Origin of the sequence: Sulfurovum sp. UBA12169 (assembly GCA_002742845.1) — a bacterium.
In the GTDB taxonomy this organism is placed as follows: domain Bacteria; phylum Campylobacterota; class Campylobacteria; order Campylobacterales; family Sulfurovaceae; genus Sulfurovum.
In genome coordinates, this window is record DLUH01000001.1 from 201,466 (window position 1) to 224,126 (window position 22,661).

Consider the following 22,661-nt stretch of genomic DNA (forward strand, 5'->3'; position numbering starts at 1 on the left):
CTTAATGCTTTGATGTTTCAATGCAAAAGGTATTGCACATAAAAAACGATCTTTGTGGTTTTGGCGGGTCTTGGATACTCTTTGTAGGCGATACGTATTACCTCAAGCGTATTTTCATCTAAAGCTGCGTATCCTATAGGTCTTTTGAGCTGAAGATTGGTAATATCCCCGTTGGGATGAAGGTTAAAAGAGACGATATTGGTGCCCTCCTGTTTTGTTTGTATCGCTACATCGGGGTATCCGTTTCTAGAAAGTGTATTTTGGGTGATGCGGTGTATCGTGCCAAGATTGTCTCGTATAAATTCTTTTTGAACCTGGCTGAAACCGTCAAATTCTCTGCCGTATAGTTGATTGATCATGTTGCCTGTCTGGTTGGAATTGTTAGATTTTGTTGCTCTGTACATCGAGGTTCCCGATCCCATAAGGGCGTTGGCAAGCGGATCTTTTGACGCTTTTGATATGGGACTTTTGGGACGAGTTGATTTGATTGTTGGTTTTGCTGTGTGCCGTGTCGCCTTCGTTTGAAAGATATTGTTTCTGATTTTTTTTACTTGTTTTTTTGTGATCTTGGTAGCATTGTTTTCACTGTTATCTTTTTGGGGGACGGCAAGACGCTTTTTTTGGTCTAAAATTTTTTTCTTAACGATAGGTTTTGCTGTCGGCACTTTATTTGGTTTTTTTTCCACAGGCTTTGCCCGGGGAGGTGTTATTGGTGCGTGCGCGGCTATAGGCTTGGGGGAGGGAGGCATAAACTGCGATAGATTTAGTGCAATTTTTTCCTCTTTTGCCAAAGGAGGGGGCCGTAAGACAACCTTTTTAAAGGTCACCACAAAAAGCAGCAAAAGCAAAAGATGCAACAATAAAGAGAGCAATACTCCTTTTAATGTTCTGATAATCGTCTCCTTAGTGCCCATAGTGTATAATCTTCGCAATTATACATAGATGAGGATTAATAGATGGCATATGAAAAAAGTATAGCAGCATTCAAAGAAGCTTACAACGTGATACCCGGAGGTGTTGATTCGCCCGTACGTGCATTTAATGGAGTGGAAGGCACGCCGCCGTTTATAGAATACGGAAAAGGAGGATATCTTTATGACATTGACGGCAACAGATACGTTGATTATGTGCAGAGTTGGGGACCGCTTATTTTTGGACATTGTGATAAGGAGATCGAAGATGCGGTTATAGAAGCAGCCAAAAAAGGGTTGAGCTTTGGTGCGCCCACAACGATAGAGACTCGGCTGGCTGAAGAGATAGTCTCTCTTTTTGAGGGCATAGACAAGGTGCGATTTGTCAGTTCCGGCACAGAGGCGGTGATGTCTGCTATTAGGTTGGCACGAGGATTTACGAGCAGGGATAACATCGTAAAGTTTACGGGGTGTTATCATGGGCATTCCGATTCATTGCTGGTGCAGGCGGGATCGGGTCTGGCAACGTTCGGTGCGCCTTCAAGTCCCGGAGTGCCTGCTGATCTGACCAAACACACTTTGCTTGCTACATACAACGATATCGCGAGTGTTGAAAAATGCTTTGAAGATTCAAAAGAGGGTATTGCCTGTATCGTGATAGAGCCGATCGCAGGAAATATGGGACTGGTTCCTGCGGATGAATCTTTTTTGGAAGCACTTAGAAGAGTATGTGATGCCCATGGTACGCTTTTGATTTTTGATGAAGTGATGAGCGGATTTAGAGCGTCACTTAAAGGAGCGCAGGGTATCACGTCTGTCAAGCCTGACATGGTTACTTTGGGTAAAGTCATCGGCGGGGGCATGCCCGTAGGCGCGTTTGGTGCAAGAAAAGAGATTATGGCGCATCTTTCACCTGAAGGTCCGGTGTATCAGGCGGGAACACTGAGCGGAAATCCTGTTGCCATGGCAGCGGGATTTGCAAGTCTTAAAAAACTCAAAAAGAATCCCGCAATCTATGTAGAGCTGGGAAACAAAGCTAAAAAACTGATGGACGGTTTTAAAAAAGCAGCAAATGCAGCCGATATTCCTTTGGTCACAGATGTAAGAGGTTCCATGTTTGGTTTCTTTTTCTCTTCAAAACCGGTAAAAAATTTTAATGACGCATTGGAAAACGATACGAAAATGTTTGCTAAATTTCATAAAGGAATGCTAGACAGAGGAATTTACCTTGCGTGCTCATCTTACGAAACCGGTTTTGTTTCCGCGGCAACAACAGATGAGATGATAGAAGAAACGATCAAGGCAGCCTATGAGGTGATGGCAAATATCAGCAAGTAAAGATATCATCATCGTGAATTTATATCAAATTAAATACAACTGCTTTATGGATCCAGAATGGACTCAAGATAAAAAGCGCAAAGGAATTAACAGTGAACAATAATCAAGAAGACCCCGCGTTTAAAAAATTGGTAGATGCTGCCGACGGGCTGAGTCTGGGCATTTCCATGGTTGTGGCTGTGCTTATGGGTGTAGGTATTGGTCTTGGTCTGCAAAAGCTTACGGGTGCAAATTGGACTCTTTGGATCGGAGTATTTATAGGTGTGGGTGCAGCGGTGCTGAATGTCTACAAGGCCTACGAAAAACAGAAAAGGTCTCTGGATGAACTTGCAAACGATCCTAAATACCGATACAAAAAAGAACAGCAGGCCAAATATGACAATGAGGACGAGAATGACAGGTATTAGCAAAAAGATACTGAAATTCCTTCTTATTGTAGATGCGGTACTGATAGCGGTTGGTATAATATTTTTTGATACCAAAGTATTTTACAGCATGCAGATTGGATTTATTACTTCAGTATCGGTTATGCTGGCCTCTTTTATCAGTTATCGGCGTATGATTGCAGTTCGCGTCGAAAAAGAGATTATCACCATCGATGACAGCAAGGATACAATAGACAGAGTGGAAGATCCTTATGACCTTTATGACGACAAAGAAATCACACAAGCAGAAGAACAGTCTTTGGCTGAGACAGTCAAAGAGGAAAAGAAAAAACGCAAAGAAAACAGACGGTCACTTTTTGAGATCCTCAAAGATACAAAAGCAGCCCTCTCTGTCTACCGCCTAGGAGCCTATCTTCTTTTGGTGCTTGGTTTTTTATATTTGCAGCGTCACGAACTTTTACATATTCCCGGTTACCTTTTTGCATTAAGTTTGCCCCCTGTTATCATTGTCGCGATACTGTTGCGGGACAAAACAAACCATAGCAAAGATACGATACAATAATCTCAACTCCCATTAGGATACATTTTGAAAAAAATATTTTTATTATTGCTTGCTTCTTGCGCACTGATTCAGGCTCAAGAGTCCGCATCTCAAACTTTACAAATTGTCGATAAACCCATAGTATTCACCCAAAAGCGTATAGCCATGACAAAAGAGTACATCAAATCAAGTTATGGCTTGGACGTTAAGGATATCGCAATCACACCCCGAATTATCGTGCTTCATTGGACGGCGGAGATGGATTTTGAACGCTCGTTCAACCGTTTAAATCCAGAACTTCTTTTAAGTGACCGCAAAGATATCCTGAAGGCAGGCGCCTTGAATGTTTCGTCCCATTTTATGGTTGACCGTGACGGCACTGTCTATCGGTTGATGCCTGAAAACTGGATGGCAAGGCATGTCATCGGACTAAACTATTCAAGCATCGGAATTGAAAATATTGGCGGAAAAGGCAATCAGGCCGAAGACCTCACGCCCGCGCAGCTCAGATCCAACATCGCTTTGGTTAGATATTTGAAAAAGAAATATCCGAGTATCGAGTACATGATAGGGCATTATGAATACACCCGGATGGAGCATACTCCCCTATGGCTGGAAAAAGACACAAGCTATAGAACCATTAAAGCAGATCCGGGTCCCAAGTTTATGAATGCGGTCAGGTCAGCCGTGAAAGAGCTTCAGCTTAAAACACCTCCAAAAGACCGATAGTGCACTCAGCGTTTGCAACCCCGGACTGGGTGATCTTTGGTATCTATTTTCTTCTGGTAATCGTCTCATCGGTTTGGCTCAGCAGAGTAAAGGTTAAAACGAGCAGAGATTATTTCGTCAGTGAAAAATCCCTTCCGATGTTCGCAGTTGCCATCTCTGTTCTTGCCACTTCGCAATCGGCTGCTACGTTTTTGGGAGCTCCGGAATCTTCATACGGCAATAATCTCACCTTTGTAGGTTTCTTCTTTTCTGCTCTTTTGGCAGTCGTCATAGTGGCAAAAGTATTGGTACCTAGATTTTACGAGATAGGCGCTATCACGGTTTATGAACTCTTGGAAAAGAGATATAGTCCGCGAGCCAAAAGAGATGCCGGGATGATGTTTTTAGTCGGCAGATTATTTGCCAGCGGAGCAAGGCTGTATATCGGGGCTTTGGCTGTATCAATGATACTTTTTAGCGATATAGCGGCAACTCATATACTATTTGCCATTATTATTCTTATGTCGGGGTCATTGGGATATGCCTATTTTGGCGGTATCAAGTCTATCATCATAGCCGACATCGTTCAAGTCGTCATCTATATGGGTGCTGCGCTATTTATCATTTATCATCTTTTTGGTGCTCTTGGCGGTGATATCGGAGTGATCTATTCTGCACTGGAGGCAAGCGACAAGCTCAAGATAATCGATTTTTCTCTTACGGGAAGTTATAACTTTTGGGCTTTGATAAGCGGTTTGCTTCTTTTGAATATCGCAGCATACGGACTCGATCAGGATATGACACAGCGTATCCTCACCTGCAAAGATAAAAACGAAGGAGCAAAGTCGCTCATCGTCTCCATCCTCATCACCATACCTACCGCGTTTTTGTTTTTGGTTATCGGACTGTTGTTGTATCTGTTTTATCAGCATCCTGAGCTCTCCGGTTTTGGCAATGAGATAGACCAAAGCTTTGCAGGCGAGAAAATAGCTATCTTTATGACCTATATCCTTCATGAGCTTCCTGACGGCTTCAAAGCGCTTGCGACTATCGGTGTGGTTGCGACGACATTTACGAGTACGAGTTCAGTTCTTGGGGCGATGTCATCTGTGGCGGTGACGGATATCTATAAGCCGATGTTTGAGGGTAAAAGCGAGAAGCATTATCTGAAAGCTTCCAGAGCAGGGGTGCTTCTCTCTGCGCTGCTTCTATCGCTCATGGCAATACTCAGCTACTATTGGCAGAGATCCAGCGATATCCCGCTCCTTGACTTTGCACTTGGGGTAATGGTGTTCGCGTACGCTGGATTGCTAGGAGTTTTTGGTGCGGCTCTATGGACCAAAAGAGGTGATGAGAGAAGTGTGCGATACGCACTTCTGGGCGGATTTATGACAGTTCTGTTCTTGCAGCCGTATATCACAGAAACATTGTTTGATTTTGCTATTAATTTCTCAGCGCAGATCATCATCGGAACTGTTGTTTCTTTTGGGATTATGATGATAGGGAAGGGTAGCGGTACTATTGGCCAGAAATAATCGCATAAAGACACGGACTCCTTAGCCGGCATGACAAGCATATGCCAATGCTAATCACAAAATGTAATTTCACCTCAATCAAGTAGAGAAAACTTTCGCCAATACTAACCATTAAAACAAATTTCCCTTACGATATAATGATATCCATATAAACGAATAAGGATACGGATGGGTGAGCTGTACATTGGCGTGATGAGCGGAACATCATTGGATGGTATAGATATATCACTGTGCGAAGTAGATGAGAACCGCTGCAAACTCATCACGTTTGAGAGCTATCCTTATGAGCTTAACGATGAAGTTTTGGAAATTATACATAGCAATGTGCATATCTCCAAGATAGGCGAGTGTGATCATCGCCTGGGACTCATGTATGCCAAAGCGATTAATAGCTTTTTGAACAAATACAATATCCTAAAAGATACCATAAAAGCCATAGGATTGCACGGACAAACTGTGTGGCATGAGCCAAATAAATACTTTACTATGCAGCTGGGCGATCCAAATATAGTGGCGTTTCAAACCGGACTAACCGTAGCAGCGGACTTTAGACGAAAAGATATGGCGGCAGACGGGCAGGGGGCGCCGTTTGCTCCGGCGTTTCATGCATTTTTATTTGGCGCTAGCGGTAAAAAAACAGCAGTTGTCAATATCGGCGGCATGGCAAATATCTCAGTACTTGATGAGCAAGTGAAAGGGTATGATACGGGGTGCGGCAATGTACTGCTTGACAGTTGGTGTCAAAAACATTTGGGCAAGAGTTACGATAAAGATGGCTCTTGGGCTAGAAGCGGTGAGTTAAGCGAATCACTTTTAAAAGAGTTTTTGAGTGATGAGTATTTTGCCAAAAGTTATCCAAAAAGCACAGGCAGAGAGTATTTCAATCTCGCATGGATTGAAGAAAAGATGCGTAGAATGGATTCCTGCCTGCGCAGGAATGACAACAACCCGTCATCCTCGGGCTTGACCCGGGGATCCAAAGAGATCTTGAAACAAGTTTGGGATGACAGTCGTGCGGATTCGCGCCTGCGCAGGAATGACGATTTGTTGAAGCACTATAAACCTCAAGATATCCAAAGAACACTTTTGGAATTGACAGCCAAAACTATCGCCAATGAAGTGCAAAAATTTAAGAGACAAAGAGTTGTTTTGTGCGGCGGCGGAGCTAAAAATAGTTTTCTCACCCAAAGGCTTCATAGTTTGTTGGCGTCTGTCGAAGTTGTGAGTTCTGACAGCCTTGGAATAAGCAGTGAAGCGATGGAGTCTATGATGATGGCATGGCTGGCTCACAAGAGAGTGAGAAGCGAAAAAGTAGATCTAAAAGACGTAACGGGCGCAAGTGCCAATGCGGTATTGGGCGGGCTTTATGTATAATACTTTTCATTAACTAATGGCTTAGCGAATCTTCTTGAAAGGGTACAGCTTTAAGAAAAATGATAAAAAATGACAAAGAGACAAGGGATAAACGATATATGGCTGAGGGTATAAAATCATGGCTTCAAGATATCGGATGGAATGAGTGGAGCATAGAAACAGCCTCTAGCGATGCGAGCTTTAGATCATACTACCGTCTTAGAAAACTGCATGATTTTACGATTGATCAGCAGTCAGTTAGCCGGGAAACCAAAAAACAAGAACCTCCCACCTGCATAGTGATGGACTCCTCTTTGATGCCTGAGAGTTTGATGATGTTTATTGATATCACTGAAAGGCTTTTGGCCGCCGGCGTCCGTGTTCCCTATATAATAGTAAAAAATATAAAAAAAGGCTATCTTATTCTTGAGGATTTTGGAAGCACGCATTATTTTGATGTTTTAAATAAAAAGAATTACCATACGCTTTACCAAAAAGCCATTGACGAGATCATCAAGATGCAGCATGCCAACACAAAAGGCTTGCCGTTTTATGATGAAAATTTTTTACATTTTGAAATGGCATTGATGCAAGAATGGTATCTTGAAAAATATTTAAAAATATCAATAGCAAAAGAACACCAGGATATTATTAACGAAGCACTCAAAAAAATAGTCCAAGTGGTACTTGAGCAGCCACAGGGGGTTTTTGTCCACCGCGATTTTCATTCGCGCAATATCATGCTGCCCTCCGAAGACAAGATAGGGATCATAGACTATCAGGATGCAAGGGCGGGAGCCATCACCTATGACCTGGTTTCGCTTCTGAGGGACTGTTATGTTGAGATTGACGCAAAAGAGGTTGAAAGACTGGCACTCTATTATCGTGACAGCATCGGTTTGGATATTGATGATGCTACTTTTATCAAATGGTTTGATTTTATGGGATTACAGCGACACATTAAGGTATTGGGTATTTTCAGCAGGCTGCATTTGCGTGATGGAAAAGACGGGTATTTAAAGGATATTCCTTTGACGCTCAAGTATATTTTGGAGACAGGCTCGAAATACAATGAAACAAAGATGTTTGTATCGTTACTTCAAGGTTTGTTATAGATGATAGTTTTTATATGTTTTTGTGTTCAATATTTTTGCCGATACACGTAGGGGGAAAGCGAACCGGAAAATAAAATACAAAGAACGGTGACGCCTTTTGTCTATTTTTTCTAAAAAAATCGAAACCGGACACAAAGGCAGCACAAGTATTTTTTAAAATACAAATTAAAGCTTTAAAAGGAATAAAATGAAAGCAATGATACTTGCAGCGGGTCGCGGCGAACGGATGAGGCCACTCACGGATGAGATGCCAAAACCACTACTTGAAGTTGGCGGTATCCCGCTCATTGTGTGGCATCTTGAAAGACTGGCACATGACGGATTTAAAGAGATCGTTATCAATATTGCGCATTTGGGCTACCGCATACCTAAGGCTTTGGGTGACGGCTCGCAGTGGGGCGTAAAGATAACTTACAGCGATGAACAAGAAGAGGGGGCACTGGAAAGTGCAGGGGGTATCGTCAAAGCCTTGCCTTTGCTTGGGGATGAAACATTCTTAGTACTCAATGGCGATATCTGGTCTGACTATGACTTTAAGCAGGATAAAAAGCTCAAAGAGGGCATCTTGGCGCATTTGATTCTCGTGCCCAACCCCGAACACAATCCAAAAGGGGATTTTGCTCTAGAGGATGGTTTTGTGACTGATGCCAAAGCATATACTTTTTCAGGCATTGGTTACTACTCCCCAAAATTTTTTAAGGATGTTCCTTATGGCAAAAATGCCTTGGCTCCTTTGCTAAGATCTGCAATGAGGGAGATGAAAGTTACAGGTGAACTCTATGAGGGTGAATGGCTTGACATAGGAACCCCTCAGAGACTTGAACTTTTGAATGTGCAGTTAATCAATCGGTATTAGATAAAAACGATGCTTTGGCTTATGAAAATATGGGACTGTTTAAAATCCCATATCGTTTTATCAGGATATCTTTTCTTAACTTTTTTCTATAAGCTTCTTTTTGCTGTTGTTGCACCGCCAATAAACAACGCCAAAGCAATAATATAATCATGAGACGGGAAAGTGACTATAAAACAATTTTTTATTTCAGCCCCCCCTCTCGCTGATAATGCAGATAGATATCTGCCAATTTACAACAAACCCAGCAAAGCAAAAAATAAAACAGGCGGTGTGATTACCAGTCCGACCTTCATATACTCTCCCCAGCCGATTTTCACTCCTTTTTTAGCTAACACATGCAGCCAAAGAAGAGTGGCAAGCGAACCGATCGGTGTCATTTTGGGGCCCAGGTTTGATCCTAAGATATTGGCATAGACCAGCGCCTCGTTTCCGGCATAGCCCACACGGTCGATCGCTATGTCCATGATCATGATCGTTGGCATATTGTTCATCACAGAGCTGATGACCGCAGATAAAAAGCCGGTTCCCATGATAGCTATGGCAGTCCCCTGGGTATTCAGCGCTGTGATCCATGAAGCGATGATTTCGGTAAGTCCGGCATTTTTCAATCCGTAAACCACCACATAGAGCCCGATACTAAACCAAACGACCTGCCATGGCGCTGCTTTGATGGTCATGATGGGTTTTGTGGCTTTGTAGTGATTTGCAATTGCTAAAAAAACAAGCGCTCCCCCCAGTGCAAAAATAGAAACCGGCAGGTTGTAGGAGTCACCTATAAAATAGCCGATCATCAATAGCACCAAAAAAAACCATGAAAGTTTGAACATGGTTTGGTTTTTGATAACCGAAGAGGCTTCGGGCAAAGTGCTTACATCAACTTTTAAAGGGATATCTTTGCGAAAATAGATCCATAGCACCACAATTGAAGCGAAGATCGAGAGCAGGTTGGGTAAAAACATATGTTTCGCATATTCAACAAAACCGATATCAAAATACCCGACCGTTACGATGTTGGTCAAGTTTGAAATGACCAGAGGGTTGGATGCACTGTCGCCGATAAAGCCGCCTGCCATCAAAAAAGCAAAGATTGCCAAGGGATTCATCTTTAAATATTTCATCTTTGCAAGCAAAATAGGTGTAAGGATAAGTGCGGCGCCGTCATTGGCAAAGAACGCGGCAACAAGTGCTCCCAAAAGCAGAATATAGACAAACATTCTGTTTCCGCTGCCGCGGCTTAATTTTGCCATTTTGATGGCCGCCCATTCAAAAAAGCCTATCTCGTCAAGCACCATTGAAAGTATGATAATGCCTATAAAGGCAAGCGTTGCATCCCAGACAATGTCTATCACCCTAAAGACGTCTGCATAACTTACTGCACCAGCCAGCAGTGCAATGATGGCACCCATGACCGCGGTTGTGCCGATCTGAAGCCCTTTGGGCTGCCAGATTATGAAGAGCAAGGTAACTAAAAATATTGAAATCGATAAAAACACAGTCTACTCCAGAAAATAAATTGGGTAACTATAGCGAAATTACATAATAATATCAAGATATATTGATTTATTGATATTATTTTGCTGCAATTCAAATTGTTCTAAAAAGGAGCAAGCGATAAAGCAAACCCAAATACTCAGTCACTGCTTGAATTAAAAGGATACATGTCGCAAAAGCGTATGAGGCGGCCATGATACAGACATCGGTTTATCTTGACGCCAGAGACAAGGCAATTGATAAACATATTTAGTGCATCATCCAAGACAATCACTTGATTTGATGAACTAAATATCCCACAACGCCAAAAATCCTTGAAGCGTTAAAGGCAAAACGTTTATTTATCTCCATGATTACATAGTTACGTATTTAAAAAAGAAAGATGGATTTCACTGCCGTATTGGCGAATGATATCTGTTTTGGCCGCATGATAAGCTTCGACATTGTTTTTTTGACCTGATTTTTCTATCGAGTATCGGGCCAATTCGTCCGAAATCACATCCATAAAAAGTTCAGCCAGCAGCAACCTGGCAGAATCCCTAAAATGTCCTCTGCCGTCAATATAGAGCTGGACGGTCGGTGCACCGGTATTGATGATGATTTTTCGCTCTTTGCGATTATATACAGCACGATCTCTGTCATTGTTTAGATTGCGCAGTTCATAGCCGGCAAACATATTGGCGCCATGATCCCTGGGTGCTCTTTTTTTTGCAGTATGCATCGATGAGCCGTAACTATGTCCGGATGCTCGCTCTGAAATAACGATTTCGCACCGTGCCCAATAATCACCTCCCCGCACCGTGATCTCCCCCTGTTCACCCGCCTTATCCCCCACAATGGTCCATTCTATGCGCTGTATCTCTTTTAGTTCTTCCAGCGATATTGATGTTGGCTTGGGTTCAATATGGACAGATTCTGGCAGCATATACTCAAGGTTTAAGGTCTTATCCTCAGTAAACTGCTCAGGGGCAACCAGTAGAGCAACATGAAAAGGGTGATTTGGTTTTCGATAATAAAAAGGTGTAGTAAAACGCAATGCAGCCGAAAGCTCAGTGGTTTCATCAGCAATCATTTCTGCATCAGACGGCGGCAGGATGATACCGAAATCTTCAACTGCGGCTACATTCATGCGTTGCAAAAGATGTTCGATCATATGGCCGGTTTTGTCGGAAGTTGAGGCACGTTCCAAATGCTTGAGTTTTTCTTGCTCCGCCAACACGCAGGGGGCAATCATATTGCTAACGGATTTGGAGAAAGCTGCCACAAAAGGGTCTTTTTGGTTTAATCCTTCGCGTTCATCGCTAATGACGGCTATGCCATGGCTTAATTTTTCAATCAAAGCCGGACAGTATACTGTACCAAAAAGATATTCTGTTCCTATCTGGTTTTCGTATTCAAACAGTTGACAGTCAAGTACCGCCATATCGGACAAAACAACCAATCCGTTTGTGCGTTCATCGCCCCTGGACGTTAATTCGGTATCAATAGCACGTTTTAAGGTGAGGGCAAATGGATACGTCTGCTGCTCATAGTTAAAATATCCGGTTTCATCGGGTCCTATCAGTATATCAGCAGGCGGTTCTTGATAGCAGATCTTGCCGCTTTGTTCCGCTTCTTTGCCTTGTTGTATATTTACTAATTCCACATGACGCCGCGCCAAGATATCTCGCAGATAGATATTGTTTGCTACTGCTTGTATGACAGACTGATAACGGGAAATATTTACCTGCGTATTTTCAATAACGATGGTTATCTGGCTGCCATTTTCCGAAATGCCCAAGCGTTCATAATCTTCACTCCGGGCTGTTCGGTCTCCTCCCCCATCGTCATACAGGTATCCGCCGTTTTCACTTCGAAAGAGCTCAATACGGGAAAATCGACCGTCACGGATGGTTTCTATCCATCCGTGACCAAGGCCATAAATAGCTTGTTTCAAGCCGCGGCCAAAATATCCGCGTCCTCCGCTTTCTCCCTTGGCTAAAGAACTATGTGCTCCGCCATAGGATAGAATGAAACATGCTTTTTCAAAAGACATTCCTTCTGCTTGATCTGTAACCACCAGCAGTGCACCTGTCTGATGTCGTTCGTATTTGATGAGAATCTGCCCGTTTGTCTGCATGCCGGTTTTTTCCAGTCTGGCATAGCTGTCATCACTGTTGGTGATCAATTCAACCAAGGCTTTTTCTATAGAAGCGAATCGTCGCGAATCGATATCGATTACTCTTTGGTCTACCGGAATTGCTGTAATTGCCATTTTGGACACTCCGTTTGTGTTTGATCTGGTATTCTTTGTTGTTTCTAGATAATGCAACGAGAAATTTATTGCATTATTCTAGCCAAAAAATGCCGACTTGCGACTTTTGTTGACAAATTTTATTTATTTGCAAAAATAGACCAAGGAATCAATGAAGACTGTCCAGATATTTTGCTACTGCATCTTCATCATTGGAGTGGGGCAGGATGATATCTGCTACCGCCTTAACTTCATCAAGCGCATTGGCCACCGCCACAGAAGTTCCTGCAAGTCTAAACATGCCTATATCATTGATACTGTCTCCAAAAACGGTTATTTCATGAGTGTTGCGCCCCATATAGTCTGCAATTTTTTGCAATGCATGAGCTTTGTCGCCTTCAGGATGCAATACGGTAAGAAAATAGCCGTCACTGTATTTTTCGGGAGAAAGTTTATATTCCAGTTCATTGCCAAAAGTTTTTTGAAGATGCTCGGTGAGAGGTTTTAGTGTTTGATAGTTCCCGAAATAGACAATTTTTAGATTCATCTCCATGGCTTGAATTTTTTTGCATACTCTCATGCGAGGATCGTTTTTGTAGTTTTGAAGCACACCGTTTTGATGATCGTTGCGTTGGGCAGGGACGAGGAATGCCTCATTGAGCTCCATGTCTTTGAGCGCAATTACAAAAGGGTAGATGCCAAAACGGCTGCCTTCGTATATAACTGCATCGCCCAGTGTTTTGTTGACGAGTTTAAGTTCTATAAGTTTTTTTTGAGGTGTGACAACCATTGCCCCGTCAAGAAGTATCATGGGGGCGTCCAGATGAAGTGTGGCCAAAAAGTCATGAGATTTTTGAAAGCTTCTGGCCGTAGCGATGGACAATATGGCATTTTTTGCTTTTTCGTTCCACACATTGGCGCTAAAGTCGCTGATGCTTTGGTCTGTACGTAAAAAAGTATGATCAAGGTCGGTGATGTAGATAGATTTTTTCAATGTGAAAGCCCATTCGTAAAAACGTTTTGATTGTATTGTGACATGGTAGCACAAGTTTAAAAAATATATAAATAATTTAAGTAAAAATTGAAGTTGATTTGTCGCTTTGGATTATGCTTTTAAGAGTCCGGAAGGACCCTTAAAGGATTAGTTCATATCAGGTTTTGGAGTGTCTTGTGTGCTTTTTGGAAGCTGCGGATACTCAATAACCGGTTTCCTTCCCTCTAGGACTTTAAGGAACGTGATGATTTTGTTTGTATCTTCGTCAGAAATCTCTACGCCCAGCTGCGTGCGTCCCATTTCCTGAACAGCTTCAGCTAGACTCCAGATGGCACCATTGTGAAAGTATGGAGCTGTTTGGGTTACTTCTCTTAGGGTAGGAACTTTGACCATACCGTTTTTGTCTCCCTTGAAGTCTCCTACATCAGCATATTTATATTTGCCAATCAGAGGAAAAGGCTGCATGCCTCCCCCTAGCGCAACACCGTTATGGCAAGTGGCACATCCTTTATCTATAAAGGTATCAAGGCCTTCTTTTTCTGCGTCGCTAAGAGCATCGCTTTTTCCGTTTAAGAAGTCATCGTAGCGTGATGGCGTGACTAAGGTTCTTTCGTAGATCCCGATAGTTGCTGTGATCGTTTTAAAATCGACTTTGACATCATCTCCGTATGCTTTTTTGAATGATTCGACATATTCAGGCATTGAGTTGACTCTTGCTTCTACCATTGATGGAGCTGCTGCCATTTCAGGCATTGCCTGCATGGGGCCTTGTGCTTGATCTTCTAAATCAGGGCTTCTTCCGTCCCAAAATTGCACCTGTGCAAATACAGCATTGTAAACAGTTGGAGAGTTTAGATGATGAGGATTGGCAGTCCAATTGTGTCCTACTGCTGCACTTACGCCATCAGCACCGCCCATTCCAAGATTATGGCACGTGTTGCAAGAAATAAGTCCGCTTTTTGAAAGACGCGGTTCAAAATAAAGCTGCTTTCCTAGTGCAACCTTCTCGTCTGTAATTGTTCCTTTGGGGTCGATTAGCTTTGATAGGGCTTTGGCGTCTTCAGGTATAGCTATAAGCCCATTTGTTTTAGCTTTTTCCGCAAGCGAAGATGCACCAAACACACAACTTGAAGCAATCAAAGACAAACTCACTAGTTTTATCATTTTCATTCTTTATCCCTTTTTTTGATTTTTATAATATCTAATTATAGGATAATAAATATTAAAGGAAAATTAATATTATTTAGCTACTAGATATTTTCTATATTCTACTGTTAAATGCATTAAAAAGATAAACAAGACGATAAAAATAAACCAGTGTGTAAGACAAACTTTAGAAGGGCAGACGCTTTTGAGCGTCTGATTGGCAGGGGATTTTAAAATGGGTATATTTGGCTAGCTGCGGCTTTCCTGTCCGCCATTTCTGCTTGCACGGCCTTGACTGCTGCGCTCTCTGCTTGGATGTCCGCTTCTGCTTTTGTCTCCGCCGCCGCTGCTTCTTCTTCGGCTGCTGTCGTTTCCGCTTCGTCCGCGACTTCGGTTTCTGTTGCTGCTTGGACTTCGTTCGTTTCTGATTCGCTCTATAGCTGTAGCTATCTGATCAAGCGTAAGACCGATCTTGTCTTTTCCCAAGATGGCATTTTCACTTTGTATCATAGATGCCAAAAGATGAGCGATCGTCACAATATCCAAATCATGCTGAAGGGTCTTAACCAATTTGATAGCGCTTTCGGTAATTTGTGTACCGGCAATTTTTGCTATGAGTTCATCTTCTTTGACATTCTGAACCTCTTGACGGGTAGGGATAACTTCTGTTGCCATGGTAGTCCCTACATCTTTTTCGATACGTTTGATGGTCTTGAGTTCATTGGGTGTCACCAACGTAATCGCTTCGCCTGTTTTTCCTCCGCGGCCTGTACGTCCGATACGGTGTACATAGCTTTCAGAATCAAAAGGAATATGGTAGTTGAAGACATGGGTAACATCATTGACGTCAAGCCCACGTGCCGCTACATCTGTAGCAACAAAGATATCGATCCCGCCCTGTTTAAATGCCTTAATGGTCACTTCTCTTTGTTTTTGCTCCATGTCTCCATGCAAGCCAGAAACCTTAAATCCTTGGGCAGTAAGGTGTGCAACAAGTCTGTCTACCTCTTTTTTCATACGGCAGAAGATGATGCATTTATTTGGATTTTTAAAATCTATCAAACGCACCAATGCATCGTCTCTCTCTTTTTCCTCCACAACATAATAAAATTGCGTGATAGAGGTATTTGTGCTCTCGCTTTTTGTGATAGAGACTGTTTTTGGCTCCAGAAGTATTTCTTCTGCAAGTTTTCTGATGGCTTTTGGCATCGTAGCAGAGAACATGAGTGTTTGTCTGTCTTTTGCAAGGAAAGTAAAAATGTTTTTAATCTCATCCAAAAAACCCATATCAAGCATTTCATCAGCTTCATCCAGCACCACAAAATGCGGATTGAGTTTGATCTTTTTGCTCATAAGAAGGTCTTGAAGTCTGCCCGGTGTTGCTACCACGATAGAAGCTTGGTTGATACGTTCTATTTGTTTTGCATAAGCCGTACCGCCATACACTGTGGCTGTTTTAAGGTTTGATAGTTTACCAAAACGATAAAGTTCATCACTCACTTGCATGGCAAGTTCTCTTGTCGGCACAATGACTAGACCTTCAACGGAACCGTCTGCTTTCATCATACTCATGATAGGAAGACCAAAAGCAGCGGTCTTTCCTGTTCCTGTCTGGGCCTGGGCAATGATATCATGTCCGGCAAGTACGAGAGGTATAGCCTCTTTTTGTACGGGACTGGGCTCGGTAAATCCAGCCTCTTTTATAGCATCCTGGATGCTCTCTTTTAGGTTAAAATCTGTAAATTTCATATTGTTTCTTTATAGTAAAATAGCGGGTAGCCATAGTGATAGTCCCTATTTTATGCAGCTGATACCAAACTATCGCACAATGTGTGTGGATGATCAGTGAAGTACTAATGATGTACTAAAATAGTATACGGGAATTGAGTGCCCGTAGGGAGTTTGATACTCTCTTGCAGAAAAGTTTCGTATTATAGCGAGTTTTTTATAAAAAGATAGGGACGAAAGATATTTGTTTTTATAAAAGCCCCAATTGCAGCTTTGCTTCGTCGCTCATTTTTTCTTGTCCCCATGGAGGATCAAACACCAGGTCAACATGCAACTCCTCAAGTTCATCTACGCGATAGCTGATACTGCGCACCAGATTGACTATTGTTTCAGACATCGAGCAGGTTGCAGAGGTAAGCGTCATTTTAACTTTGCATTTTTTACGTTTGGTTTCCGTATCGGTCCGGCAATCTACATCATAGATCAATCCAAGGTCATAGATGTTGACCGGGATTTCAGGATCATAGATATTTTTCAGTTGTTCAATAACTTTTTCTTTCATGGTTTCATTTGTCATTTTGTGGCTCCTTGGCTGAGGCCGATTTGTATGCTTTGGCATGACTGTAGATCGTATTTAGGAATGCTTCAAGTCCTTTTTGGCGTACGGGACTTAACAGTTCTGTGATGCCCATGGTTTGAAGTTCTAGCGGATCAAACGAGAGTATTTCCTCTGGTGTGCGATCATCAAAGATATCCAAAAGAATAGTCATCATTCCTTTTGCCATCATCGATTCCCCTTCGCCTCGGAAATGTATTTTGTTGTGATCGTATTGGGTAACCAGCCAAGCATTTGAGGAGCACCCCCTTATGAAGCTTTCACTGTTTTTTTCACCTGCCTCAAGAGGGGGTTGATGCTTGCCCAGATCTATAACATATTCTATTTTTTCATCAGCGGTTGAAAAAAGATCAAAATCGGCTTTGTAGCGGGCTATTTTTTCCTGCATGGTCATAATGTCTCCTTAATTTTTTGCATTTCAATGCCGATGAAAGAATCTATTGAGCCGTTTCTTTCAGAGACTTTGTTCTGCTTGATGCATAAAATGCTTCTTCAAAACTCACTTTAATGCGTTCTTGATTTCTGGTATCTTTAATTTTTTCTATCAAAGTATTCGCAAAGGCTATCACAAGTATTTTTTGGGCGTCGATTTGAGAGATGCCTCGAGACTGCAAATAAAATAACTGTTTTTTGTCAAGTTGTCCGGTGGTGGCTCCGTGTGAAGCTTCAAGCTCATCTATATAAATCTCTAATTGCGGCCTGGTAACCATGTAGGCATTTTCTCCCAGCAAAATCGCTTTAGAATTTTGATGGGCTTTGGTGTATTTGGCGGTATGTTCGACTTTGATAAGTGCATCGAAAATTCCTCTTGCATTTTCATCAAGGATATTTTTAGCTTCCTGATGCGAGCTTGCATGTTCGCCTTTGTGGACAATCCGTGAGACAATACCTCTTTTGGCCTGACCCCCAATATAGAGCAGATGTCCGGCTTCCATGTGTGCGGAGGTGTCCAAATCTACTTTGAGCAACGTGAGTGCAGATGCGTCCCCAAAATCAAAACTCTTAAAGACCATATTGGCCTGTTTTTCTACCGAGATTTTGTGAGAGGCGATCATGGTATAGTGCGGGGCATAGGCAGTTTGGTTTTTCAAAACTCTTAGGGAGCTGTCTTTCGCAATATGCATGTCGTAACCGTAAAGTACAAGCGATTCTTTAGCGTTCTCTCCTTCAAATGTCTCATAGAGTGTTGCATGTCTGTTGCTTTGATTTTTGATGACTAAACGATAAGCAATAAGAGTATGAGGTTTTGTAAAGCGATGCAAAAGTTCAACCTCTGCATCTCCGTCCAGTTCTATGATAATTATTGATGGAGCTAAAAGATGGCCCAAATAATAGAGAGGATCAAAATGTGTCATATCTGCATGATTGTATTCGCCATAATAGACCCGTATCCCCTTGGGGGCGGTCTTGACAATCCCGTCTTCAATCTCTATTCTGTCATGTTCTTTTATTTCTTTTGGGATAAAAGTGGTGGTTTTGTACTCTTGCTCCATCAGGGCTTCTATGTCAAAATAATGATAGGCTTCACTTTTTGCGTTGGGCATGCCAAGTTCGCTAAATTTTTCCAGCAATAAATCTTTTTGTGCGCTTGCTTTGAAGAGGGCTCGCAACTCCTCTATGTTTTTATGCTGAAGCGTTATGGGTTTCATCTGCTTTCATCCTTGATAGACTCATATCCCTCGGCCTCGAGTTGTGCGACAAGTTCAGGCCCGGCAGTTTTGATAATCCTGCCATCTTTTAAAACATGAATATAATCAGGCTTAATGTAATCTAAGATACGGCTATAGTGCGTAATAACAAGAAAACTTCGTTTGCCGTTTTTCATCTTGTTGATCCCTTCAGAAACGGCTCTTAGTGCATCGATATCCAATCCCGAATCAATCTCATCAAGAATGATCACTTCAGGTTCCAGGATAAGCATTTGCAAAATCTCATTACGTTTTTTTTCTCCTCCCGAGAAGCCTTCATTGAGAGAGCGGCTTATCATGTCGGATTTCATTCCGAGGCCTTCAAGATGTTCTTTCATGAGTCTTAAAAATTCAGCAGCATTGAGCTCTTCTTTGCCTTCATATTTACGTTTGGCATTGAGTGCGGTTCTTAAAAAATAGGCATTGTTTACGCCGGGGATCTCTACGGGGTTTTGAAAGCTTAAAAAGATACCCTCCAAGGCTCTCTCTTCGGGTTTCATTTTTATAATGCTGTGATTTTTATAGGTAATATCTCCGCCGGTGATCTCTATATCATAGTGGCCCACAATGGCCTTTGAAAGAGTGGATTTGCCTGCCCCGTTGGGCCCCATAATTGCGTGCACTTTTCCTTCTTCAAGTGTGAGATTGAGCCCCTTGAGTATCTCTTTTGAACCGATAGTTGCTTTGAGATTTTCTATTTTTATCATTATCCTACACTCCCTTCTAGTGTTAAATTTAATAACGCCTTGGCTTCTACCGCATACTCCATGGGAAGCTGGCCAAACACCTCTTTACAGAAGCCGTGTACTATCATGGAGACAGCATCCTCTTCGCTCATTCCGCGCTGTCTGAGATAAAAGAGCTGTTCATCGCTGATTTTAGAAGTGGTTGCTTCATGCTCTATATACCCTTTGGCATCTTTGCATTCGAGAGTCGGAAAGGTGTGCGCCCCGCATTCGCTTCCTATGAGCAGAGAATCGCATTGGCTAAAATTCCTTGCGCCTTGGGCATGCGCGCCGATTTTGACCAGCCCTCTATAGGTATTTTGCCCTCTCATGGCAGAAATTCCTTTGGAGACGATAGTAGATGTGGTGTTTTTGCCCAGATGGATCATCTTTGTTCCCGTATCGGCCTGCTGGGCAAGGGTTGTAACCGCTACAGAATAAAATTCGCCCACAGAATGATCGCCTTTGAGAATGCAGCTGGGATACTTCCATGTTATCGCTGATCCTGTTTCCACCTGTGTCCATGAGATTTTAGAATGATCTCCCTGGCAGAGTCCTCTTTTGGTTACAAAATTAAAGATACCTCCTTTGCCTGTTTCGTCGCCGGGATACCAGTTTTGAATGGTGGAATATTTGATTTGGGCATCTTTCATTGCAATCAGTTCAACGACGGCTGCATGAAGCTGATTTTCGTCCCTTGTGGGTGCAGAACAACCTTCGTTGTAGCTTACATAGCTGCCCTCATCGGCAACAATGAGCGTACGCTCAAATTGCCCCGTATTAAGCGCATTGATACGAAAATAGGTACTCAGCTCCATAGGGCAACGCACCCCTTTGGGAATATACACAAATGTCCCATCCGTAAAAACCGCACTGTTAAGCGTGGCAAAATAGTTGTCATTCATCGGTACTACCGAATGCATATATTTTTTGATAAGCTCAGGGTGTTCATGTATCGCTTCAGAGATCGAACAGAAGATAATCCCCAGTTTGTTGAGCTCTTCGCTATAGGTTGTTTTGACCGAAACAGAATCAAAAACCGCATCCACAGCAATGCCTTGAAGCTGTTTTTGCTCATCAAGCGGTATGCCCAGTTTTGCATACGCTTCAAGAATTTTTGGATCTACGTCGTCAAGATTTTGAGGCGGATTTTTTGGGGCAGAAAAGTATGAGATGGACTGATAGTCAATAGGGGGATACTCGATATGCGCCCAATGCGGCTCTGTCATTGTCTGCCATTTTTTAAAGGCTTTAAGACGAAGCTGTGTCATCCATTCAGGTTCACGTTTTTTTGCTGAAATAAAGCATATAGTGCTTTCATTCAAGCCCGGAGGTACAGTGTCTGTTTCAATATCAACCTCAAAACCAAGCTGATACTCACCGGCTACAACTTTATGTATTTCTTTTTGCGGCATCATAAATCTCCCATACGAAAAGCTTTGATTTTATCTTATAGCACAAATAATACCCAACGGTCAAGTACTTTTAAAAAATAAGAGTAAAAATATCTGATTTGTATTCTATAAAATTTTTGCACTAAAATATGCAAATTAAAAGAAGCGCTCAGCAAAATCCATGATATATTTTTTGAAAAAAATGTATAATTCCATTAGAGTTTTACTTTTAAAAATTATAAAACGTGATTATATATCCATACCAGGAGCAGGGCAATGACAATCTCTGATATTGAGTTTGAAATGAAGATAAATGATGTTGATGACAGCGATATAGCGGCCATTATTGAAGTGTGTAAAATAAAGGGATTTAGTGCCGAAGGATTGGATGAAGAACTTGTTAAAAGAGGCTATGAAAAAATATTTACTGTCAATTATGATGATACTGATGAAGACAGGGAAGAGGATTGGGAAGATTTTGAGTAGTTTTTTATCTCAAACAAACAAGTTCGGCATCCCATATCATTTCAAAGGAATAATCTTAGATGGTCAATAAAAACAAAACATTTATCTCTCGTATTTTGTATACGGGCATGGTTTTACTTTTGGTGGGTGCGGGCGCATCCGCAAAAAATATGTCCAAAGATAGCAACATTACCACTTCGGCCAAAGAAAAATTTTTTAAATCAAATCAGGAAAGCGATAACGGTGCAGAGACTTCAAAGGCAGTGATCGGGGAAGTTGAGAAAATCCGTGTAAATCCCGGCAATTTTGTAATGAAAGCACGCATTGATACCGGAGCAAGTATAACCTCGATAGGTATTGACAGTGTGGAAATTATCAATGAGGATGGAGAGGATTGGGCGATTGTAACTATTGATGATCATACAACCAAACACAAAGTTGTGAGATATATATATGTTAAAAGGCATGGCGCAAAAGCTCATAAGCGCCCTGTTATAAAATTACGGCTTACGTTGGGCGAAATATCTAGAAACGTTAATGTTTCCCTTGCAAACAGAGGCAACTTTCAATATCAATTGCTGATAGGGCGTAACTTTTTAAATGACCGTTTTGTTGTGGATGTAAGCTTAAAAAACACAATTGCTCCGATGGAGTATAAAGAAAATTAATTTTAAAGTGCCAGCGGATGGCGCAAATACTGTTAAAACTTGTATTCCAATCCAACAAAATAGGCATCACCGCGCAATCCGTCGATGGTGGATCTTTCGTGTTCTATAAAAATAGCATTGTGTGCATTGAGTTCATAGTTAAATCCAATGGCATAATCTACACCATACTCGTCTTCGCTGATATTTAAAGCAGATATTCTCTCATGTTCTTTTTCGTATCCGAGTTTGGCAAAAAAACCGATTTCACCCCGAAGCGGTTGAGAAAAAACAAGATTCAATGCGTAAGATGTATAGGAGGCACGGACGACTTCGGATTCCAAAACCCCTTCTTCTGTCTTGGTGATATCATTGCGCCCGTAAGCTGCTGAAAATTCAACTGCAAAATGCGGATTGAATTTGTAGCCAACATCGATACCTATACCTCGGGCATGATCGCCTTTTAGGATTTCATGCTCTTCGTGAACTGTCCCCCCTGATGTTGTCATAAGTTTTACAGTCATATAATAGGGTGAAATACTCTCTTCCTCGGCGATTTTAAAATCTTCATTTGCATTCGCACATACTGTTGCCAGCATAATTGCCAAACCTGCCCCTAAAACGTTTTTTTTCATATATTTTCCTTCCCTCCTGTGATAATATAAAAATTTTAACTTTTTAAATATTAAAAAATGATTCTAATCGATTAATTTATGTGATATTGGTTTAAAGTGTCTGTTATGCAAGGATAGGCTATAATTTTTTTAAGTGTATCCAAATGGTAAAAAATAGAC

22 protein-coding genes are annotated in these 22,661 nt (G+C 41.9%); 10 read left to right on the top strand and 12 right to left on the bottom strand.

The window, feature by feature from the left end; translation table 11 throughout:
* Positions 1-17: 17 nt before the first annotated feature.
* Entirely contained in the window at positions 18-914 is an 897-nt protein-coding gene (locus CFH81_01125; GenBank protein ID DAB40932.1) for a hypothetical protein, read from the bottom strand.
* A gap of 42 nt (positions 915-956) precedes the next feature.
* Here CFH81_01125 and hemL point away from each other — a divergent pair, with 42 nt between their 5' ends.
* From hemL to CFH81_01165, 8 genes are all read left to right on the top strand, one after another.
* Positions 957-2,249 carry a glutamate-1-semialdehyde-2,1-aminomutase gene (gene hemL, locus CFH81_01130; GenBank protein DAB40933.1) on the top strand — a complete coding sequence of 431 codons (1,293 nt, stop codon included), beginning with the start codon at positions 957-959 and terminating at the stop codon, positions 2,247-2,249.
* Between the two features lie 92 nt (positions 2,250-2,341).
* Positions 2,342-2,656: a hypothetical protein gene (locus CFH81_01135; protein DAB40934.1), complete on the top strand. Its 315-nt coding sequence runs from the start codon at positions 2,342-2,344 to the stop codon at positions 2,654-2,656.
* Positions 2,643-3,197 (top strand): hypothetical protein, encoded by a 555-nt coding sequence (locus CFH81_01140; protein DAB40935.1) that lies wholly within the window; start codon positions 2,643-2,645, stop codon positions 3,195-3,197. The genes CFH81_01135 and CFH81_01140 overlap by 14 nt, the downstream gene beginning before the upstream one ends.
* A 144-nt stretch (positions 3,198-3,341) precedes the next feature.
* Positions 3,342-3,905: an N-acetylmuramoyl-L-alanine amidase gene (locus tag CFH81_01145; protein DAB41407.1), complete on the top strand. Its 564-nt coding sequence runs from the start codon at positions 3,342-3,344 to the stop codon at positions 3,903-3,905.
* On the top strand, positions 3,905-5,419 hold the full coding sequence (locus CFH81_01150; GenBank protein ID DAB40936.1) for a sodium:solute symporter: 1,515 nt from the start codon (positions 3,905-3,907) through the stop codon (positions 5,417-5,419). The genes CFH81_01145 and CFH81_01150 overlap by 1 nt, the downstream gene beginning before the upstream one ends.
* Before the next feature lie 168 nt (positions 5,420-5,587).
* Complete coding sequence (locus CFH81_01155) at positions 5,588-6,793, top strand: anhydro-N-acetylmuramic acid kinase (GenBank protein DAB40937.1); 1,206 nt, start codon at positions 5,588-5,590, stop codon at positions 6,791-6,793.
* Between the two features lie 98 nt (positions 6,794-6,891).
* On the top strand, positions 6,892-7,887 hold the full coding sequence (locus tag CFH81_01160; GenBank protein ID DAB41408.1) for an aminoglycoside phosphotransferase: 996 nt from the start codon (positions 6,892-6,894) through the stop codon (positions 7,885-7,887).
* A 187-nt stretch (positions 7,888-8,074) separates the two neighbouring features.
* Positions 8,075-8,743 (top strand): mannose-1-phosphate guanylyltransferase, encoded by a 669-nt coding sequence (locus CFH81_01165; GenBank protein DAB40938.1) that lies wholly within the window; start codon positions 8,075-8,077, stop codon positions 8,741-8,743.
* Between the two features lie 230 nt (positions 8,744-8,973).
* Here CFH81_01165 and CFH81_01170 read toward each other — a convergent pair whose 3' ends face one another.
* The 10 genes from CFH81_01170 to CFH81_01215 all read right to left on the bottom strand — a co-directional run bounded on the left by CFH81_01170 (position 8,974) and on the right by CFH81_01215 (position 20,782).
* Positions 8,974-10,236 carry an arsenical efflux pump membrane protein ArsB gene (locus CFH81_01170; GenBank protein ID DAB40939.1) on the bottom strand — a complete coding sequence of 421 codons (1,263 nt, stop codon included), beginning with the start codon at positions 10,234-10,236 and terminating at the stop codon, positions 8,974-8,976.
* A 359-nt stretch (positions 10,237-10,595) separates the two neighbouring features.
* Positions 10,596-12,488, bottom strand: a complete 1,893-nt coding sequence (locus tag CFH81_01175; GenBank protein ID DAB40940.1) for an ATP-binding protein — start codon at positions 12,486-12,488, stop codon at positions 10,596-10,598.
* Between the two features lie 148 nt (positions 12,489-12,636).
* The gene (locus CFH81_01180; GenBank protein DAB40941.1) at positions 12,637-13,461 is read right to left on the bottom strand and encodes a haloacid dehalogenase; all 825 of its coding nucleotides are present in this window, start codon (positions 13,459-13,461) and stop codon (positions 12,637-12,639) included.
* A 147-nt stretch (positions 13,462-13,608) separates the two neighbouring features.
* Positions 13,609-14,631 (bottom strand): cytochrome C biogenesis protein CcsA, encoded by a 1,023-nt coding sequence (locus CFH81_01185; GenBank protein ID DAB40942.1) that lies wholly within the window; start codon positions 14,629-14,631, stop codon positions 13,609-13,611.
* Between the two features lie 225 nt (positions 14,632-14,856).
* Positions 14,857-16,356 (bottom strand): DEAD/DEAH box helicase, encoded by a 1,500-nt coding sequence (locus CFH81_01190; GenBank protein DAB40943.1) that lies wholly within the window; start codon positions 16,354-16,356, stop codon positions 14,857-14,859.
* A gap of 229 nt (positions 16,357-16,585) precedes the next feature.
* Positions 16,586-16,912 (bottom strand): FeS assembly SUF system protein, encoded by a 327-nt coding sequence (locus CFH81_01195; GenBank protein ID DAB40944.1) that lies wholly within the window; start codon positions 16,910-16,912, stop codon positions 16,586-16,588.
* Positions 16,902-17,339 carry a Fe-S cluster assembly protein SufE gene (locus CFH81_01200; protein DAB41409.1) on the bottom strand — a complete coding sequence of 146 codons (438 nt, stop codon included), beginning with the start codon at positions 17,337-17,339 and terminating at the stop codon, positions 16,902-16,904. The genes CFH81_01195 and CFH81_01200 overlap by 11 nt, the downstream gene beginning before the upstream one ends.
* 49 nt (positions 17,340-17,388) lie before the next feature.
* Complete coding sequence (locus CFH81_01205) at positions 17,389-18,600, bottom strand: Fe-S cluster assembly protein SufD (GenBank protein DAB40945.1); 1,212 nt, start codon at positions 18,598-18,600, stop codon at positions 17,389-17,391.
* Positions 18,597-19,346 (bottom strand): Fe-S cluster assembly ATPase SufC, encoded by a 750-nt coding sequence (gene sufC / locus CFH81_01210; GenBank protein ID DAB40946.1) that lies wholly within the window; start codon positions 19,344-19,346, stop codon positions 18,597-18,599. The genes CFH81_01205 and sufC overlap by 4 nt, the downstream gene beginning before the upstream one ends.
* Positions 19,346-20,782: a Fe-S cluster assembly protein SufB gene (locus CFH81_01215; GenBank protein DAB40947.1), complete on the bottom strand. Its 1,437-nt coding sequence runs from the start codon at positions 20,780-20,782 to the stop codon at positions 19,346-19,348. The genes sufC and CFH81_01215 overlap by 1 nt, the downstream gene beginning before the upstream one ends.
* Positions 20,783-21,034: 252 nt before the next feature.
* Between CFH81_01215 and CFH81_01220 the strand changes: the two genes are divergently transcribed.
* Entirely contained in the window at positions 21,035-21,244 is a 210-nt protein-coding gene (locus CFH81_01220; GenBank protein DAB40948.1) for a hypothetical protein, read from the top strand.
* A 59-nt stretch (positions 21,245-21,303) separates the two neighbouring features.
* Positions 21,304-21,891, top strand: coding sequence for a hypothetical protein (locus CFH81_01225; protein DAB40949.1), 588 nt, complete (start codon positions 21,304-21,306; stop codon positions 21,889-21,891).
* Positions 21,892-21,923: 32 nt separating this feature from the next.
* Here the strand turns inward: CFH81_01225 and CFH81_01230 are convergent, their stop codons facing one another.
* Positions 21,924-22,502 (bottom strand): hypothetical protein, encoded by a 579-nt coding sequence (locus CFH81_01230; GenBank protein DAB40950.1) that lies wholly within the window; start codon positions 22,500-22,502, stop codon positions 21,924-21,926.
* Positions 22,503-22,661: the final 159 nt, after the last annotated feature.

Excerpts from the sequence above, each read along its gene's own strand:
- CFH81_01125 (DAB40932.1), bottom strand. The coding sequence starts at position 914 with ATGGGCACTAAGGAGACGATTATCAGAACATTAAAAGGAGTATTGCTC.
- hemL (DAB40933.1), top strand. The coding sequence starts at position 957 with ATGGCATATGAAAAAAGTATAGCAGCATTCAAAGAAGCTTACAACGTG.
- CFH81_01140 (DAB40935.1), top strand. The coding sequence starts at position 2,643 with ATGACAGGTATTAGCAAAAAGATACTGAAATTCCTTCTTATTGTAGAT.
- CFH81_01145 (DAB41407.1), top strand. The coding sequence starts at position 3,342 with ATGACAAAAGAGTACATCAAATCAAGTTATGGCTTGGACGTTAAGGAT.
- CFH81_01155 (DAB40937.1), top strand. The coding sequence starts at position 5,588 with ATGGGTGAGCTGTACATTGGCGTGATGAGCGGAACATCATTGGATGGT.
- CFH81_01160 (DAB41408.1), top strand. The coding sequence starts at position 6,892 with ATGGCTGAGGGTATAAAATCATGGCTTCAAGATATCGGATGGAATGAG.
- CFH81_01165 (DAB40938.1), top strand. The coding sequence starts at position 8,075 with ATGAAAGCAATGATACTTGCAGCGGGTCGCGGCGAACGGATGAGGCCA.
- CFH81_01175 (DAB40940.1), bottom strand. The coding sequence starts at position 12,488 with ATGGCAATTACAGCAATTCCGGTAGACCAAAGAGTAATCGATATCGAT.
- CFH81_01185 (DAB40942.1), bottom strand. The coding sequence starts at position 14,631 with ATGAAAATGATAAAACTAGTGAGTTTGTCTTTGATTGCTTCAAGTTGT.
- CFH81_01190 (DAB40943.1), bottom strand. The coding sequence starts at position 16,356 with ATGAAATTTACAGATTTTAACCTAAAAGAGAGCATCCAGGATGCTATA.
- CFH81_01195 (DAB40944.1), bottom strand. The coding sequence starts at position 16,912 with ATGACAAATGAAACCATGAAAGAAAAAGTTATTGAACAACTGAAAAAT.
- CFH81_01200 (DAB41409.1), bottom strand. The coding sequence starts at position 17,339 with ATGCAGGAAAAAATAGCCCGCTACAAAGCCGATTTTGATCTTTTTTCA.
- CFH81_01205 (DAB40945.1), bottom strand. The coding sequence starts at position 18,600 with ATGAAACCCATAACGCTTCAGCATAAAAACATAGAGGAGTTGCGAGCC.
- sufC (DAB40946.1), bottom strand. The coding sequence starts at position 19,346 with ATGATAAAAATAGAAAATCTCAAAGCAACTATCGGTTCAAAAGAGATA.
- CFH81_01215 (DAB40947.1), bottom strand. The coding sequence starts at position 20,782 with ATGATGCCGCAAAAAGAAATACATAAAGTTGTAGCCGGTGAGTATCAG.
- CFH81_01220 (DAB40948.1), top strand. The coding sequence starts at position 21,035 with ATGACAATCTCTGATATTGAGTTTGAAATGAAGATAAATGATGTTGAT.
- CFH81_01225 (DAB40949.1), top strand. The coding sequence starts at position 21,304 with ATGGTCAATAAAAACAAAACATTTATCTCTCGTATTTTGTATACGGGC.
- CFH81_01230 (DAB40950.1), bottom strand. The coding sequence starts at position 22,502 with ATGAAAAAAAACGTTTTAGGGGCAGGTTTGGCAATTATGCTGGCAACA.